The organism is Fructobacillus papyrifericola, assembly GCF_018437235.1.
Taxonomy (GTDB): Bacteria; Bacillota; Bacilli; order Lactobacillales; family Lactobacillaceae; genus Fructobacillus; species Fructobacillus papyrifericola.
Genome location: NZ_JAAMFJ010000001.1, coordinates 117,615 through 134,044, shown reverse-complemented (window position 1 = coordinate 134,044; position 16,430 = coordinate 117,615). Strand labels below are relative to the sequence as shown.

At 50.4% G+C, this 16,430-nt stretch carries 21 protein-coding genes; 4 read left to right on the top strand and 17 right to left on the bottom strand.

Features of this window, described 5'->3' with window-relative positions; translation table 11 throughout:
• Positions 1–176: 176 nt before the first annotated feature.
• A complete protein-coding gene (locus G6R28_RS00665) occupies positions 177–431 on the top strand; it encodes a hypothetical protein (RefSeq protein ID WP_213792319.1) in 255 nt (84 codons plus the stop codon).
• A 36-nt stretch (positions 432–467) separates the two neighbouring features.
• Here the strand turns inward: G6R28_RS00665 and G6R28_RS00660 are convergent, their stop codons facing one another.
• From G6R28_RS00660 to efp, 16 genes are all read right to left on the bottom strand, one after another.
• Entirely contained in the window at positions 468–1,133 is a 666-nt protein-coding gene (locus G6R28_RS00660) for a type 1 glutamine amidotransferase (RefSeq protein ID WP_213792318.1), read from the bottom strand.
• A gap of 161 nt (positions 1,134–1,294) precedes the next feature.
• Complete coding sequence (locus G6R28_RS00655; protein WP_213792317.1) at positions 1,295–1,786, bottom strand: hypothetical protein; 492 nt, start codon at positions 1,784–1,786, stop codon at positions 1,295–1,297.
• Between the two features lie 98 nt (positions 1,787–1,884).
• A complete protein-coding gene (locus G6R28_RS06525) occupies positions 1,885–2,745 on the bottom strand; it encodes an FAD-dependent oxidoreductase (protein ID WP_238479201.1) in 861 nt (286 codons plus the stop codon).
• Positions 2,746–2,800: 55 nt separating this feature from the next.
• Positions 2,801–3,226 (bottom strand): hypothetical protein, encoded by a 426-nt coding sequence (locus G6R28_RS06520; RefSeq protein WP_238479199.1) that lies wholly within the window; start codon positions 3,224–3,226, stop codon positions 2,801–2,803.
• 38 nt (positions 3,227–3,264) lie between these two features.
• A complete protein-coding gene (locus G6R28_RS00645; protein WP_238479197.1) occupies positions 3,265–3,885 on the bottom strand; it encodes a YdhK family protein in 621 nt (206 codons plus the stop codon).
• A gap of 118 nt (positions 3,886–4,003) precedes the next feature.
• Positions 4,004–5,377: a bifunctional UDP-N-acetylglucosamine diphosphorylase/glucosamine-1-phosphate N-acetyltransferase GlmU gene (gene glmU / locus G6R28_RS00640; protein WP_213792316.1), complete on the bottom strand. Its 1,374-nt coding sequence runs from the start codon at positions 5,375–5,377 to the stop codon at positions 4,004–4,006.
• Position 5,378: 1 nt separating this feature from the next.
• Positions 5,379–6,212: a pur operon repressor gene (gene purR / locus G6R28_RS00635; protein WP_213792315.1), complete on the bottom strand. Its 834-nt coding sequence runs from the start codon at positions 6,210–6,212 to the stop codon at positions 5,379–5,381.
• A gap of 126 nt (positions 6,213–6,338) precedes the next feature.
• On the bottom strand, positions 6,339–7,127 hold the full coding sequence (locus tag G6R28_RS00630) for a metal ABC transporter permease (protein WP_213792314.1): 789 nt from the start codon (positions 7,125–7,127) through the stop codon (positions 6,339–6,341).
• Complete coding sequence (locus G6R28_RS00625; RefSeq protein WP_213792313.1) at positions 7,117–7,818, bottom strand: metal ABC transporter ATP-binding protein; 702 nt, start codon at positions 7,816–7,818, stop codon at positions 7,117–7,119. Before G6R28_RS00625 ends, G6R28_RS00630 begins: the two co-directional genes overlap by 11 nt.
• 53 nt (positions 7,819–7,871) lie before the next feature.
• Positions 7,872–8,102 (bottom strand): Veg family protein, encoded by a 231-nt coding sequence (locus G6R28_RS00620; RefSeq protein ID WP_213792312.1) that lies wholly within the window; start codon positions 8,100–8,102, stop codon positions 7,872–7,874.
• A gap of 90 nt (positions 8,103–8,192) precedes the next feature.
• Positions 8,193–9,077 (bottom strand): 16S rRNA (adenine(1518)-N(6)/adenine(1519)-N(6))-dimethyltransferase RsmA, encoded by an 885-nt coding sequence (gene rsmA / locus G6R28_RS00615; protein ID WP_213792311.1) that lies wholly within the window; start codon positions 9,075–9,077, stop codon positions 8,193–8,195.
• The gene (gene rnmV, locus G6R28_RS00610; protein ID WP_238479270.1) at positions 9,061–9,618 is read right to left on the bottom strand and encodes a ribonuclease M5; all 558 of its coding nucleotides are present in this window, start codon (positions 9,616–9,618) and stop codon (positions 9,061–9,063) included. The genes rsmA and rnmV overlap by 17 nt, the downstream gene beginning before the upstream one ends.
• A 91-nt stretch (positions 9,619–9,709) precedes the next feature.
• The gene (locus G6R28_RS00605) at positions 9,710–10,504 is read right to left on the bottom strand and encodes a TatD family hydrolase (protein ID WP_213792309.1); all 795 of its coding nucleotides are present in this window, start codon (positions 10,502–10,504) and stop codon (positions 9,710–9,712) included.
• Positions 10,505–10,612: 108 nt separating this feature from the next.
• The gene (gene nusB / locus G6R28_RS00600) at positions 10,613–11,026 is read right to left on the bottom strand and encodes a transcription antitermination factor NusB (RefSeq protein ID WP_213792308.1); all 414 of its coding nucleotides are present in this window, start codon (positions 11,024–11,026) and stop codon (positions 10,613–10,615) included.
• Positions 11,023–11,490 (bottom strand): Asp23/Gls24 family envelope stress response protein, encoded by a 468-nt coding sequence (locus tag G6R28_RS00595; RefSeq protein WP_213792307.1) that lies wholly within the window; start codon positions 11,488–11,490, stop codon positions 11,023–11,025. Before G6R28_RS00595 ends, nusB begins: the two co-directional genes overlap by 4 nt.
• Positions 11,491–11,584: 94 nt before the next feature.
• Entirely contained in the window at positions 11,585–12,145 is a 561-nt protein-coding gene (efp, locus tag G6R28_RS00590; protein WP_010017787.1) for an elongation factor P, read from the bottom strand.
• A 191-nt stretch (positions 12,146–12,336) separates the two neighbouring features.
• Between efp and G6R28_RS00585 the strand changes: the two genes are divergently transcribed.
• Genes G6R28_RS00585 through G6R28_RS00575 form a run of 3 tightly spaced genes read left to right on the top strand, consistent with a single transcriptional unit; the run spans position 12,337 to position 15,221 of the window.
• On the top strand, positions 12,337–12,552 hold the full coding sequence (locus tag G6R28_RS00585; protein ID WP_213792306.1) for an RNA polymerase epsilon subunit: 216 nt from the start codon (positions 12,337–12,339) through the stop codon (positions 12,550–12,552).
• A 5-nt stretch (positions 12,553–12,557) separates the two neighbouring features.
• The gene (rnjA, locus tag G6R28_RS00580) at positions 12,558–14,240 is read left to right on the top strand and encodes a ribonuclease J1 (protein WP_213792305.1); all 1,683 of its coding nucleotides are present in this window, start codon (positions 12,558–12,560) and stop codon (positions 14,238–14,240) included.
• A gap of 54 nt (positions 14,241–14,294) precedes the next feature.
• Positions 14,295–15,221, top strand: coding sequence for a hypothetical protein (locus G6R28_RS00575; protein ID WP_213792304.1), 927 nt, complete (start codon positions 14,295–14,297; stop codon positions 15,219–15,221).
• Positions 15,222–15,258: 37 nt separating this feature from the next.
• On the opposite strand, the gene metK is transcribed toward G6R28_RS00575, so the two are convergent.
• Complete coding sequence (gene metK / locus G6R28_RS00570; RefSeq protein WP_213792303.1) at positions 15,259–16,416, bottom strand: methionine adenosyltransferase; 1,158 nt, start codon at positions 16,414–16,416, stop codon at positions 15,259–15,261.
• Between the last annotated feature and the right edge of the window lie 14 nt (positions 16,417–16,430).

Genomic DNA, 16,430 nt, shown 5'->3' with positions numbered 1-16,430 from the left:
GAAAGTTCCACAACAGTCATAACACCTGCACCAAATCCGTGGCTTGGAATTTAATCCGAGCAGGCCGCGTGAGCGTCCTAAAAGACGCGTTCGACTCATCGCATACCTTTATTATGCCAGCTTTACTTCAAAAAGGCAAGCTTTACTAAAGCACTGCTTGGCCTTACAATGGCACTATGTTAGTCATTTCAAAAATTCAAACAAAAGAACTCAAGGCCCTTGGCCAGGCCGAAATTAAAGACTGGGACGAGCTGGCGATTCCCGAATCCGACTTTATCAGTAAAAAGGACCTGGTAAAGGCCGTGATTGAAGCCTACGACCTAGGTGATCTACAAACTCTCTCTCACGTATCTTCCCCCTCGGTCTTAAAGGCAACCGTGGAAAAAGAGGGTCAGGCCTACCACCTATCCGCTAGAATCAGAGAAGAGTAAAAAACTGCTCCGTCGAAATGACGAGCAGCTTTTTTATTACTGACAAATATAATCAAGCAGTGCGAACATCACTCGCCGATTTTCTCTTGGAACGGGTTGTTCTAAAATGTCTTCTGCCGTTTGTCCTAAAACAGAACCTTCAATATAGGAAAAGTCGTTGACCACCATCTCCCGAACATTATTGGCTAATGGTTCAAAGTGGAACTGTAACCCAATCACCCGGTGGTTCATCACAAAGCCTTGATTTTTTAATCCCTCAGTTGAAAAAAGCAAATCAGCACCTGCGGGAATTTCAAACATTTCCTCATGCCAGTGCAGCGCAAACAACTCGTCGGGTACGTTTGGAATTATATGACTCTGCAAAGTAACTGGTGCCCAGCCAACTTCCTTTTCCGGCGATTTGGAAACGGGATAGCCCAGCGCCTTTGTAATCTGTTGAGCACCGAAGCAAGCCCCAAAAATCGGCTTGTCCAAATCCATCAGAGCCAGAATTAATTGTCGTTCTTCAAAAATCCAAGGAAAGTCATCATTTGGACTCATGGGGCCGCCCAAAATAACAAGCAGATCGGTTTCAGCTACCTTCGGCAAAGTACCGAATTGATCGGGATGATAAGTATATACCTCGTGTCCCCGCTCATTGGCCCAGTCGATAATGGCCCCCGGCCCCTCGTTTGAAGTATGTTGAAGAATATTAATGCGCATCAAAAAAACCTTTCTACACTTACTGTGTCGACGGCAATTTGATATGGGTTTCGCCTGCAAATACCCAAATTATCTTTCATTATAAACTTTTTTTAAAAGAAGCGACAAAAAAACGTTTATAACAAGAGAAAATTTGGTTCCCGCTATAAACGTTTGGTTCATTATTTATTTTTTGAATCTTCGTTATCCGCTTCTTTAACGGCTTCCTCCTGGTTTTCTCGAATCTGATCCAAGAGTTCGGCAAAGCGCTTGGCAGCCTTGGCCAAAACGGAATCCGGATCATCCAAGTAGGCCGACAGCGAAGCCAGCTTTTCAATCTTCAGAGCGGACTTGGTGACGTAGGCGTTGTCAACAACCAAGTAAACGTTCAACTCATAGGCCTGGTCAACGTAAACCAGCTTCTTTTCCTGGTTCTTGTAGCGCAAAGGCAGGTTAATCACGTTCAATTCCATGGACAAAGTCGTCCCACCCGCTTCGATGCCACCGTCGATGGCAAGGGCAGCCCGGGCTGGCTCTTCATTTTCAGCCAGCTTGGCAAAGGCGGCAAAGAGCCCGTCCAAATCGACGGCTTTGCCCTCGGGGTTATCAATGACCTTTTCCTGGTAGGATTGGTTATCGACCAAGTCGACGATGTTTTCACCTGAAAGTTCCATGAAATTCTCCTTTGCTTAACAAAAAGAGTATAGCATAGGCCCTTGCTCCACAAAAGTCAAAAATCCGCCGCTCTTCATCAAAGCGACGGATTTTTCAATTAAACAAGTGGCAAGCGCCGCTGCAAGGTGTAGGCGATTGATGGGAAGACGTAAACAAAGTCGTTTAGTTCTTCCTTGGTCAAGGCCATCTGGACGTAAGGGACAATCGTGTTGATCGTTTCCTCAGCCGCGTTAGCCATTTCAGCTGCCCCAACGAGCTTTTGGCTTTTTCTTTCAAAAATCAAGGAGAGCTTGGCTCCCTGTTCGTTTTCAACCTGACGGTACCAGTCCCCATCGTAGGAAGCCTCAACGACTTCGTACTGGTCTGGCTTGGCCTTAGCTTCATCTAAGGAAACACCAACCTGGGCGATTCTTGGCGAAGTAAAGACGATTTCAGAGATGGCTGGGTAAGCAATTGGTCCTTCGTTTGTCCCCATAAACTTGGCAGCCAAGTAACGGGATTCGAAGGCGGCCGTGGGCGTCAACTTCGGAATGGTCTTGTCCACGGCATCCCCAGCGGCGTAAATATTTTCGACGTTTGTCTGCAGATATTCGTTTACTTCGATTCCCCGGCTATTAGCCTTCACGCCAACCGCTTCCAGGTTCAACTGGTCGTGGTTTGGAATACGACCGGTCGCATCCAAAACGTAGTCGGTCGTCAACTGGAATTCCTTTGGTCCGAACAAAGTCAGGCTACCATCGTCGTTTTTCTCCGCCTTTTCAACGTTCATGTCCGGAATAAAGCGGACGCCAGCCTTCTTCAAGTCAGCCTGAACAGCCGCCACGTATTCGGCTGGGAACTGCTTTAGAATCCGGTTACCACGAGTAATCACGTCAACTTTGGCACCAACGGCTGAGGCAATCGTGGCAAATTCGATGGCCACGAAACCACCACCGAGAATCGTCACGTGTTCAGGCATGTGTGGCAGAGACAAGAAGTCCGTGGAGTTGGCAAGTTTTCAGCCCCTGGGATGTTTAGGCGGTGTGGACGCAGTCCGGTGGCAATGACAATCTTGTCAGCCGTGTATTTTTTTCACCAACCCGAACCGTGTGGGCATCAACGAATTCGGCATGTCCGTTAATGGTCGTAATTCCGACGTTATCCAAGCGGTCCTTACCGTGCTGATCCTGGGGCACGATGAGCTCGTGCTTGTGGGCCATCAGGTCCTCCCAGTTTACCTTGGGCAAACCGTCCAAGCCGCGACCCTGCAGGGCCTTAATTTGGTCAACGAGTTGCAGCGGCTTATCCAAGATAATCTTGGCATTGCAGCCCTTGTTGGAGCAGACACCGCCGTACTGGGATTCTTCAATCACCCCAATCTTAACACCGGTTTTGGCAAGTGGGACCGCCCCGTTCCAGGTAGCTTGTCCTGAGCCAATGTAGAGAACTGAAAAATCCATGCTGTTTACCCCTTTCAAAACAATTCGTTAAGTCTATTTTAGCGAGCCTTAATTTCAGATTCAACCAAGTACTTGTGGTTCTTGACCATGTCACCACCGTTGGTTGGCTGGTAGTTGACGGCATAGGCCGGTCCATCAACAACCTTGGTAATGGTTGCCTTGGCCCCCTTCATGTTTGCCATGTGCTCACTTTCAAGGGTTACCTTGTCACCCTTCTTGTGGTCCTTCATGTCCTTAAAGTCGTCCTTGGTCAACCACTTGTGGCCCGTGACCTTCTTACCACCGTTGGTTGGCTGGTAAGTGACTTCGTAGAGCTTCGTATCATAAGCGGCTGCAACCGTTCCTTCCGCCCCCTTCATGCCAGTCATGTGGTCGGCCTCCAAGGTAATGGCAGAGCCGACTGGGTACTTAGGATTTTCGGCCGTCTTCAAGTTGGTTGGCAAACTTTCGTCCATCTTCATGGATGACATGTTCATGCTTGAAGAAGAAGACATATCCATGCTTGAGGACATAGCCATCTTTGATGATGACATCTTCATGTTTTTCATTGAATGGTCCTCCTTCTTTTTTCCGGAATTACCACCGATTGTAACCGCGGCAATAGCCCCGGCAACAATCACAAAAACGGCAGCAATCAAGGCAACAGCTTTCTTATTCATCTTTCGCTCCTTCAATATTGGTATAGTTGTAATAATAACTGAATTGAGTATACCACAAAATTTTTTAGCGGAAAAGAAAGCAGCAAAAAAGGACCGCTTTCGCTGTCCTTTTCATTGCTTATTTTTTATGAGGCATCCGCTTCCAAAAGTCTTCCTTATTGGTTTGACGCGAACGGGCAATGCCCATGGCGTGCTTTTGGATGTCGTCTGTAATCGTCGAACCGGCCGCCGTGATGGCTTCGTCTGCAATCGTCACAGGGGCAATAATCTTCGTGTTGGAACCGATGAAGGCCCGGTCGCCGACTTTGCTATCAAATTTGTTGACGCCGTCGTAATTGACAAAGATTGTTCCGGCGCCAACGTTGACGTCTTCACCTAGCGTGGCATTGCCCACGTAGGACAGGTGGCCAACCTTGGAACGCAGGCCAACGGTCGCCTTCTTGACCTCGACAAAGTTACCCAAGTGGGCCTCGTCTTCAATCACTGCCAGTGGACGCAGGTGGGCGTATGGTCCGATGGTCGTCTTGTTCTTAACCGTCGCTTCTTCCAAGTGGGAAGAAGTGATGACGTTGCCATCGCCAATTGTCGAATCTTCAATCCGCGTCCCGGCCGTCAAGACGTTATCACGCCCAATGACCGTCTTCCCCTTCAGGGTGACGTTGCCTTCAATAACCGTATCCTGGCCAATTTGCACATCGGCTTCGATGTAAGTCTGGGCAGGATCCAATAATTCAACCCCGTTTCTCATGTGCTTTTCGTTAATCCGAGCGCGCATGATTTCGTTGGCCTTGGCCAAGGCCACCCGGTCGTTGACGCCCAAAGACTCATCAAAGTCCATGGTTTCATAGGCCCCGATGGGCTGCCCCGCTTCACGCAGGATATCCAGCGTATCGGGCAGGTAGTACTCCCCCTGGGCGTTGTCGTTGCCGACTTTGGAAAGGACCGAAAAGAGCAACTGGTTATCAAAGACGTAAACGCCCGTATTGATTTCTTGAATCCGCCGCTCCGTGATGGAGGCGTCCTTTTGCTCAACAATCTTTAAGACCATGCCCTCATCGTCGCGGACAATCCGTCCGTAACCGGTTGGGTCATCGGCGTGGGCGGTCAGAACCGTCACCGCTGCCTTGGTCCGTGCGTGCTCTTCTAACAAGGCTTCCAGCGTCTTGGTGGTAAAGAGTGGCGTATCGCCGGACAAAATCAGGGTTGACCCCTTGGCGTTACCAAGCGCAGCCTTGGTCTGCAAGACCGCGTGGCCCGTTCCCAGCTGCTTTTCTTGGATGACAAAGTCGGAGCGCTTGCCAATGTGGGCCTGGACTTTTTCGTTGCCGACACCGGTTACCGTCAAAATGTTCTTGGGTGACAGTGGTTCGACCGCTGATAGTACCCAGTCCACCATCGCCTTGCCGGCTACTTCGTGGAGGACTTTGGGCAGGTTAGACTTCATCCGTGAGCCGTTTCCGGCCGCCAAAATGACTACGTTTGTTCCTTCCATCTTATGCCTTCTCCTGGTAAATCCGTGTGTCAAAGTTTCCTGGGGTAACCTTGATTTGCGTCTTCGTTTCAGGACTCGTTTCAACGTGCAAGAGTGACGTGAAGTCCTCAATCAAGCGGACGTTGGAACGACCTTCGGCAAAGACCGCCGTTCCGACAACCGTGCCACCAAATTCGCGAACCAGTGTCTGCATCCCCTGAATGGTTCCACCAGCCTTCATAAAGTCATCGACAATCAAGACTTTGGCACCAGAGCGCAAAGAGCGCTTTGACAACGCCATCTTTTCCACTCGCTTGGATGAGCCGGTCAAGTAGTTGACCGAAATCATCGACCCTTCGGTCACCTTGGCATCGTCACGGACGATGACAAAGGGCACGTTTAGTTCGCTTGCAACGGCCTGAGCCAGGGGAATCCCCTTCGTAGCCGCCGTCATCACGGCATCGATTTCCTGTCCGACGTATTCCGTCGTCAGCAAGCGACCCGTTTGCCGCAAAACAGCTGGATCGCCAAGCAGGTCGGAGAGATAGACGTAGCCACCGGGCAGAACGCGACTTTCGTCTGAGACGGCTTCGCAAACACTGTTAACAAAGTCGGCCGCTTCGACCTGCCCCATCATTGGCGTGTAGTAGACCCCACCGGCTGCGCCTGGATAGGTCTTCAAGTCACCGGTTCCACGACTCTTAAAGACGCGGCGAACGATGGCTAAATCTTCGGAAATCGAGGACTTGGCCGTCTCGTAGCGCTCCGCAAAAAAGTTCAGGGAAACCAGGACCCGTGGGTGTTCTAATAAGTAGTGTGTCATGTCGACCAAACGGTCTGCGCGGCGTGTTTTCATCTTCTTTTGTCGGGCTCAAGGGCCCGCCCCCTTTTAAACAAAATATCCAGATAATTATAGCATAAAAAAAGCTTGAAAAGACGAACATTCGCCTTTTCAAGCTCAAATTTTCAAAATTAAAATTCCCTAGTCCAGCTTGGCCAGCAAGAGTGACAGCAGGTAAATGGCGACTTCAATTAGGGCGATGAAGACGGAGGTTGGCAGGTTGGTCAAGTAGGCCAAGGCCAGACCCACCCAGGTACCAAAGAGGGCGAAGAAAACGGCCAAGCCAATCAATCCGGCAATCGACTTTTGAAAGGCCCGGGCCGAAGCCGCTGGTAAGGTCACTAAGACAAAGACCAGAAGTGAGCCAACCAACTGGGATGAAATGGCCACCGAAAGGGCCATGATCAACAAAAAGGCAACCCGCAACAGGCCCTTCTTCTTGGAGGAAAGCAGCAGGCCCGCTTCATCAAAGGCCAAAAGCGACAGTGGCCGGTAGAGGAAAAAGAGCACGGCGGCCACGATGGCAGCCATGGCAAAGAGCAGCTGCAGGTCAGCCGTTGAAATGCCCAGGACTGAACCGAACAAAATCCCCGTGGCTGAAGAAGAGGACGAGTGGCCCAGAGCCAAGAAGAGAATGCCAAGACCAATGGCCAAGGCCGAAATGGCTGAGGTCACGTTATCCGACTTAACCTTGGCATTCTCTAAGGAACCAATGGCCAGAGCCGAAGCGGCCGTCAAGACGACCATCCCCAAAAGCGGTGCAAAGCCCAGCCAAAAGCCAAGCGCCGCCCCCGCAAAGGCAATTTCGGAAAGGGAGTGGGTCAAAAAATTATAGGAACGAGCCACCACAAAGGTGCCGACCAAAGCCGAAATCAAGGCAACGACCGTTCCAGCAATGAAGGCGTTGACCATGTATGCTTCAGAAAACATTTAAGACCTCCTCCTGGTGCTTGGATTCCGCTTCAACCGGCAAGTCCTTGGCTAAACCAAGGGTCGCCGTTTGATCATGCAGCCAAAGGTAGTAATCGGCCGACTGACGAACCCAGGACGTATCGTGGGAAATCCAGAGAACAGCAATTTGGCGCTCTTTTTGGACCTGACGAATCTGCATAACCAATTCTGCTGTGTGTTGGCTGTCTAGAGCCGACGTCGGTTCGTCAAGAATTAAGAGATCCGGCTGCTTGGCTAAGGCCTGGGCAATGTAAGCCCGCTGCTTTTGGCCACCGGAGGCCTTGGCCAGGGGTAGGTCGGCCAAATCGTTCAAGTCTAAACGCTTTAAGGCTGACGAAACACTGGCCTTTTCCTTTTTAGTCAGCCAAGGCAGGCCATGATCGCGTACACCAAGGGCCACAAAGGCCTTAATGGACAAGGGATAGTCGGCACCCAAGTCGCGAAACTGAGGCACGTAGGCCAGACGCTGAGCCGAAACCGTCATCGTCTCTTGACTCGACTGGCCCAACGCGGCTGCAATCAAGGCCTTGATTAAGGTCGTCTTCCCCGCCCCGTTCTCACCAAGGACAACGGTCAATTGGTCTTTTGGCAGTGTAAAGGACACATCCTTTAAAATTATCTTTTTTCCAAAGGCCGCCTGAAAGTGGCGAACCTGAATGAAGTCAGTCATGATCATTTCTTTCTAAAATAAAAAAGGCCCATCTGGGCCTTTAACTAAAATCATTACTCTGCAAAATCCACGTCGACATTCTTAGTCAAGACGTCGGCATAGCTGTATGATGCTTGCTTAAACTGGGCTTCCTCGTCCAGTTCAACAACGAATAATGAAGGGAAAGTTGAACGTAAGATCCCGGAACGTTTTGTAAATTTCTTGCGTCCGGCTTGGGACACAACGGTAACCGTTTCGCCGATGTGGGCGTCTAACCGTGACTTAATCTCTTCTAAGGTTGACATATAAACCGCCTTTCTTTCTAAACAAGAATAATTATAACTTATCGTTACGAATTGTTCAAGTAATATGAGATTTCTATTAGAAAGAGAGGTTTAAAGCAGCCCTTCCGCCTTTAAAGCCTTGTACAAGTTGGTAAATTCCGCCAAAGTCAAGCGTTCGGCCCGAATGCCTGCTTCGATGCCGGAAGCCGCCAAAGCGGCCGTCAGCTTCGCCTTGGTCTCCTCTTCCTTGCCAAAGCGTTGCAGCAAGTTGTTCCAAAGGGACTTGCGCCGGTGAGCAAAGCAGGCTTTGACCAAGGAGAAGAGCTGCTTTGGTTCATCAACCGGTTCTTCGGCCGGCTTTGGCGTCAAGGAAACCACGGCCGAATCAACGTTTGGCGCCGGGTTAAAGGCGGCCGCCGGTACCTTCAAGGCGACCGAAACCGAGGCGTAGTAGTCTAACATGACCGTCAGCACCCCGTACTCCTTTGTGCCGGGCTTTGCGCTCAATCGGTCGGCGACTTCCTTTTGCATCATGACAACCAGTTGCTGCCAGTTCAGGTCTGCCTGCAAAAGGGCCAGCAAAATGGGCGTAGTGATGTAATAGGGCAAGTTGGCGACGACTTTGACGGCTTCCTGATCGCCAAAGGCACCAGCTAGTACTGTCTTCAAGTCCGCTTCCAAGACGTCTTGTTCCAGCACCTGCACGTTTTCGTAAGGTGCCAAAGTCTCACTTAGAATCTTGACCATGTCCGGGTCAATTTCAAAGGCCAAAACGTCCTTTGCAGCCCGGGCCAGGTATTCCGTTAAGCCACCAATTCCAGGCCCAATCTCAACGACGTGGTCCTCTTTCGTTAAATTAGCAGCCGCAACGATGCCGGCCAAAATGTTACCATCCGTCAGGAAGTTTTGACCAAACTTCTTCTTGGCACGCAGTCCGTATTGGTTCAGAATCGCCTGAGTCCGTGCTGGTGAGGCAATATCAATTGTTTTGGCCATCTGGGCCTCCTTTTAACGCATTTAACACATCGTGTTTTTGAAAGCCAAGGGCTTGAAGGCGTGCCAGCAACTGTTTGCCATTGGCATAGCCAATTGACAATCGGTCCCCCAAAAGCCGCCTCTTCTCCTTCGCCTGTCCGGCCCCGAGCAAGCCATAGTCAAGCAAAAAGGCCAAGTCAATGTCGGATTCTTGCCGCTTTCCCTGGGCCTGCTGGTCGGCCTTCAGCAAGACTGATTGCAGGTCTGCAATGGGCGCGTGCTCGATTCCTAAGGACTTGTGCGGATTATCCTTGGCCGCCCGCCCCTGGTCGCGGGAAATGCTGGCCAAAGTCACGCCCGGCACCGCGGCCAAAATCAACTGCCGTAAGCGGTTCCCGTTAAAGTCCGGATCGGTCAGTACAATCACGCCCCGCCGTTTTTGAGCAAGTGAAATGCGTTCGAGAACGCGTTCCCCCAAGGCCGAACCACCCGTTTCAATGGTGTCGCATTGAACGGCCAAGGCCAGACGCTGGGTATCCGACCAGCCCTCGACGACGACCATGGCGGAAATGACCGGTCGCTTTTCATTAGCCGCCGTCACTGCCGCAATTTCGGTTCTGGGAAAAGCCTTTTCTTCTCGGTCTAATCCATTCTTAGTCATGGTTGAAAAAGGCCCGGTGGGCGTTTTTGACCGTTTGGGCGGCCAGTTCATCGCGGTTCATGCCCAAAGTCTCGGCCAGGGAATCAACGACGTACTTGGTCCAGCCTGGTTCGTTGGTCTTGCCACGCATGGGCGTTGGTGCCAAGTAAGGGGCGTCGGTTTCCACTAGGATTTTGTCCACTGGGACGACTTTGGCCGCTTCCCGAACGTCTTCGGACTTCTTAAAAGTCGCGACGCCGGAGAAGGAAACATAAAAGCCCAGATCGACCCAGGCCTTGGCCTGTTCGGCTGTACCAGAGAAGGAATGAATCACAGCCTTCTTAATACCGGATTCCTTGAGGACGCGGTAGACATCGTCAAAGGCTTCGCGGTTGTGAATAATCACGGGCAAATCGTACTTCTTTGCCAGGTCAACTTGGGCCAAAAAGGCGGCCATCTGAACATCCCGATCCGTATCCCAATGGTAGTCCAGGCCGGTTTCACCAACCCCAACAACGGCCGGATCCGACAACTGTGCTTCCAATTCGGCCTTGGCAGCCTCATCAAAGTCCGGCGTGTCTTCAGGTTGATAACCAATCACCGCTGCTACGCCATCGTTTTCGTGGGCGATTTCCAGTGCCCGGGCATTGCCGACCTGGTTATAGCCAACCACGTTCATTTCAAGCACCTGAAATTCGTGGGCTCGGCCTAGGTAGGCCGGCACGTCAAAGTAGAGCGCATCGTCGTTTAAGTGCGTGTGCGCATCATAGGTTGCTGCTGGTTGTTCATTTGGATGGTAGATTGCCATGAAAGCCTCCTCAAAATCTTCTCTTATTTTAGCACAGGCAGGACGAACTCCGCCCGCTTCAGCGGTAAGAAAGACAAATAAAAAAGTCGACCGAAGTCGACTCTTCCATTAACTTGCTAAGTCCGGTGCGTAGTTCTTCAACACACCGTTGACAAACTGGGCGTCTTCCTGCGTGGCGAATTCCTTAGCCAACTCAACGGCTTCGTCGACCACCACCTTGTATGGTGCTGGTTCTGGCAAAGTCAGTTCGTAGGCTGCAATACGCAAAATAATCAGGTTCACACGGGCAATTCGGTCGATCTTCCAACCGGTTGCCAAGTGCTTGGCCAGGTTTTCATCGAGATCGGCCGACGTTGCCAAAACGCCGTTGACCAGTTGTGGTAAAAAGGCTTGAAAAGTCCGGTTATTCACCACTAGGTCGTAGTTCAAATCCATTTGGTTATCGTCGGGAACTTCCTTAAAGGCGGCGAAGAGAATTTGAACGGCCGCTTGTCGTTCCTCGTGTCGTGACATTTCCGTCATTTGGCAGACTCCTTCGTCGCGCTTTGATCAAAGAGGTGCTCTGGGTCAATCGTTTGGTGGTCCCCATCGGGTACCAGGCCAGCAACCGTGACGTTGACGGTTTCAACCGTCAAACCGGCCAAGTTGGCCAAGTCGGTCTTCACCGCTTGTTGAACGGCAAAGGCCACCTTAGGAATAACGGCCCCGTATTCCAGGATAACGGCCAAGTCGAAGGACACGTTTTGTTCTTCGTCTTGCTTCATCACCACACCGGAAACGGCTGGTTGAACACCGGTCACCTTCGTCAAGTACTTAGGCAAGTGGTCGTAAACCTTGGCCTGCATGGCGACAACGCCATCAACACCCTGGGCAGCTGCCTTGGCAACTGCTTCCAGCGCGGCCTTTGACACAAGCATCTGGCCGTCTTTCATCTGCTCTTTCGTCAGTAAAAAGTTCTTGTTCGTTAAATCAGTTGACTTTGCCATGGGCTTTCCTCCTTGATTGACCAAAATTGACTGCTTTTAAACAGTCTAACAAAACACAAAAGACTGCTTCACCAGAGCAAAGCAGTCGTCATGATTACGCGCGGCCCTTGTATGAACCGTCTTCCGTGTTGACGATGATGGTTTCACCTTCGTTAACAAAGTCAGGAACCGTAATCGTTGCACCGGTTTCAACAACGGCAGGCTTACCTGAACCCGTTGCAGTAGCGCCCTTGATACCTGGTTGCGTTTCAACAACCTTCAGTTGAACGGATGAAGGCAATTCAGCCCCCAACACTTCTGAACCATACATCGTGATCTTAACTTCCATTCCTTCAAGCATGTACTTCAAGGCTTCCTTCAAGTTTTCATCAGGAATGTTGATCTGTTCGTATGATTCCGTATCCATGAAGACACGACCATCGTTTTCAGCGTACAAGTAAGACATTGGACGCGTCGTAATTTCAGCTTGCTCGAACTTGTCACCAGGACGGAAAGTCACTTCGTTGACCGCACCCGTACGCAAGTTCTTCAACTTTGAGCGAACAAAAGCCGCTCCCTTACCAGGCTTCACGTGTTGGAATTCAATCACGCGCCAGATTGAATTTGAATATTCAATCGTCAAACCTGTCTTCAAATCATTCATGCCAATTGCCATGAGCATATCCCTCGTTTATCAGTAATTGACTGTTATTATATCAAAAAAATCCAGTCTTCGCACCTTTTCCAAGAGAATTTATCACCGGTTTTTATCTAATAAAAGTCACCACTTCCTTCTATTTATGGTAAAATGACAGATAAGGTTTTCGTTTCGTGACAAAAAGAATTCATTATTTTGGAGGAACCACAATGGTTTACAAAGTTTATTATCAAGAAAGCATGGACCGCAACCCAAAGCGGGAAAACACTCAATCTTTCTTTCTAGAAGCAGATTCACACGCCGAAGCTTACGCACTGGCACAAAAGAACACTGATTTTAACATTGAAACGGTCGAAGAACTCTCTGACGCAGCACTGGTGTACGAACAGGCTGACCCAGAATTTTCACTGACGACTTTTAACTAAGTTTCATGGAAAAAATCGATATTAAGCCAAACGAAGTTGCGGTTTACGCCCTTGGGGGCCTTGGCGAAATCGGGAAAAACACCTACGGAATCGAATACCAAGACGAAATCGTCATTGTCGATGCCGGTATCAAGTTCCCCGAAGACTCCCTCTTAGGAATTGACTACGTCATTCCAGACTACTCGTACTTAGTCGAAAATATTGATAAGGTTAAAGGCCTTGTCATCACCCACGGACACGAAGACCACATTGGTGCCATCGCCTACTTCTTGCAAGCGGTGAACGTACCCGTTTACGCCGGTCCACTGGCCATGGCGCTGATTAAAAACAAGCTGGAAGAAAAGCAGATGTTAAACCGCGTGGAACTCCACGAAATCACGGATGGCTCCGTGGTGAACTTCGGTAAGACCTCGGCTGAATTTTTCCGGACCACCCACTCAATTCCCGACGTCTTTGGCATTGCCATCAAGACTCCGGTTGGAACGATTGTTGAAACCGGTGACTTTAAGTTTGATTTGACTCCTACCACCAAGCAAAAGCCAAACCTCTGGTCAATGGCGCGCATCGGTGAAGAAGGCGTCTTGCTCTTGATGTCTGACTCAACCAACGCCGAACGCCCTGAATGGACCAAGTCCGAAGCCTGGGTGCAAAAGACGGTTGATAAGCTCTTTGACCAGTTGCAACACGGTCGAATCATCTTTGCCACCTTCGCTTCCAACATGAACCGAATCAAGATGGCAACGGATGCCGCCATTAAGCACGGCCGTAAGATTGCCGTCTTTGGTCGTTCCATGGAATCAGCCATGACAAATGGCCGGGCCCTTGGTTACTTGGACATTCCAGACGATGCCCTGATTGAACAGTCACAGATCAAAAACATCCCAGACGATGAACTTTTGATTATGTCAACTGGTTCCCAGGGTGAATCAATGGCGGCTTTGGCTCGCATTGCCAACGGTACCCACAAGCAAGTGCGCCTGAAGCCAAAGGATAACGTCATCTTCTCCTCTTCGCCAATCCCTGGTAACACCGCGTCAGTGAACGCCGTGATTAACAAGTTGGAAGAAGGTGGCGCCAACGTCATCCACGGAAAGCTAAACAACATTCACACTTCTGGTCACGGTGGTCAAGAAGAACAGAAGTTGATGCTTTCTTTGATGAAGCCAAAGTACTTCATGCCCGTCCACGGTGAATACCGCATGTTGAAGGTCCACGCCGGTTTGGCTGAGGAATTAGACATTCCAAAGGAAAACACCTTCATCCAGGAAAACGGTGATGTTTTGGCCTTGGATGGTGTTAACCCACCACGCCTGGCCGGACACTTCCCTGCCGAAGATACCTACATCGACGGTTCTGGAATCGGTGACATTGGTTCGGTTGTCTTGCACGATCGTTTGAAGCTGTCGCAAGACGGTTTGGTGATTGTGACGGCAACCATCGACCTGAAGAAAAAGGAAATCCTTTCCGGTCCAGATATCCTCTCCCGTGGTTTCGTTTACATGCGTGAATCCGGTGACTTGATTAACGATGGTCGTCACGTGATTTTCAATACGATTCGTAAGGCAATGTCTCAAAAGTCCGCCTCCGAATCCGACATTCGTCAGGCCATCATCGATGATCTGTCAAAGTATCTACACAAAGAAACCGCCCGCAAGCCAATGATTTTGCCAATGCTCATCATGGTTTAAGGCCGAAGGCATGCCTCAGCATGCCTTTTTTATCGCCATCTTTTTGGAGAAAACATGCAAAAGCAAGCACACATTTTTATTGAAAGCACCCTCTTACCAAACAAAAACAAGCAAGGTCTCTTGGATCAAATCGAAGGCGAACTGACTAAGGTCGGCCTCGCCGCTTCCTTTAAAAAGTCCAAGCCCCACCACTCGCTATACCAGAAAGCCCGACTCGTTGCTCGAGACAAAGCCTTTGCAGGCACTTCCCTGCCCATCATCGTGATTGGTAACGAAGCGGCCGAAAACGAGGTTCTTTCCGGCTTTATGTCCGTTGATGCTGATCAACGACGACCAATTCTGCTCTGCCCATTACCGGATAAGAACGTCAAGGTGGCTGATTTGGTCAACGACTTGATGACGGCCCTTGCTGAAGAACACGTTGTGGAAAATCCGCTAGCTAAAATCGTTGGCAACGTTCCTAACAAGGGTGAACGGTACTTCCGGTCTTACCTCCAGATCGGACCGGACTTTTCGGCCCTGCTACCAACCTTTAATCAAAAGCTGATTTGGAAACAGGCTTGGCAGCAATTCTTAGACTTTTGGAGCATGCTCTCCCGCAACCAAGACAAAGTCTCCTTTGCCTGGAGCCTTCGTCAGGGAAGCACTTACCAGCTCTCATCAAAGACGCTGGGACTGCAGGTGCTGCTTGAAGCGGACGGCGATAAGCCCTTTACCCTTCGAGCCGTTAACCAGGTGGCCTGGCCAAAGATCTTCTTGACTTATTTCCAAGGAAAAAAGGGACGGCAAAATCCTTCTCGCCGAGGCTTCATCACCTTCCCCCTTCAAAGCGGGGCCGCCATTCACATCCGTGACTTGCAAGTCTTGAAGTTGGACGGAAACGCCCTTGAAAACGGGGCCTACACCTTCGAAGTCAAAGAGGCTGGCAGCTACCCCTTCATGCAAATGCCCGAAAAGAAAAAGAACAAAAAGGCTAAATAAGAACAAAAAAGATGACCCGCTTGGGTCATCTTTTTTCTTATAGTTCGTTTTGAATGGCTTGGACTTTATCCAACTTTTCCCATGGCAAGTCCAGGTCTGGACGGCCGAAGTGACCATAAGCAGCGGTCTGCTTATAAATTGGCCGCTGCAGATCCAGGGCCTGAATAATGGCCAACGGGCGGAAGTCAAAGAGCTTTTCAACGATTTCTTCAATTTTCTTTTCAGAAACCTTAGCCGTTCCAAAAGTCTCGATGTTCAAGGAAACGGGTTCGGCCACGCCAATGGCATAGGCCACCTGCAATTCGGCTTTGTCAGCCAAGCCAGCGGCAACCAAGTTCTTGGCGACATAGCGGGCGTAGTAGGCACCGGAACGGTCAACCTTGGTGGCATCCTTTCCAGAAAAGGCACCACCACCGTGGTGAGCTGCCCCACCGTAAGTATCAACGATAATCTTACGACCGGTCAAACCGGAATCGGCCTGGGGCCCACCAAGAACAAAGCGACCGGATGGGTTGATATAGTACTTGGTTTCGTCATCCACCAGGCTCTTTGGCAAGACCGGATCAATGACCAACTTCTTCATGTCTTTTCGAAGGTCTTCCAAGTCGACTGCCGCATCGTGTTGCGTGGACAGGACAACGGCCGCAATTCGTTCAACTGAACCATCGTCGGCCAAGGCCAGGGTCACTTCCCCCTTGGCATCGGGCCGCAGGTAGGCCACCTGGCCCTCTTCACGAACGGCGCGAATTTGACGCATCAACTGGTGGGACAAGTCCAAGGCTAGTGGGAGGAAGTCTTCTGTTTCGTTTGTCGCGTAACCAAAGACCATCCCCTGGTCACCGGCACCGAGCTGGTCCGGATCATCATCAGCGGCGTCCACGGCCTGGGCGATGTCTTGTGACTGTTCAACAATCTTGTTGGAAACGTTAATGGAATCGGCTGAAAAACCAAGTTCCGGCTTATCGTAGCCAATTGAACGGACCGTTTCGACGGCGATTTGGCGAATGTTCACGTAAGCCGTCGTTGACAGCTCACCAAAGATGGACACGTCGCCCGTCGAAGTCGTCACTTCAATGGCGGCGCGGGCCTTTGGATCTTCAGCCAAGACGGCGTCCAGGATGGCATCGGCGATTTGGTCGGCGACTTTATCAGGGTGACCATTGGCCACCGATTCAGCAGTAAAGTACTTTGTCATGTTCTTCTCCTTCT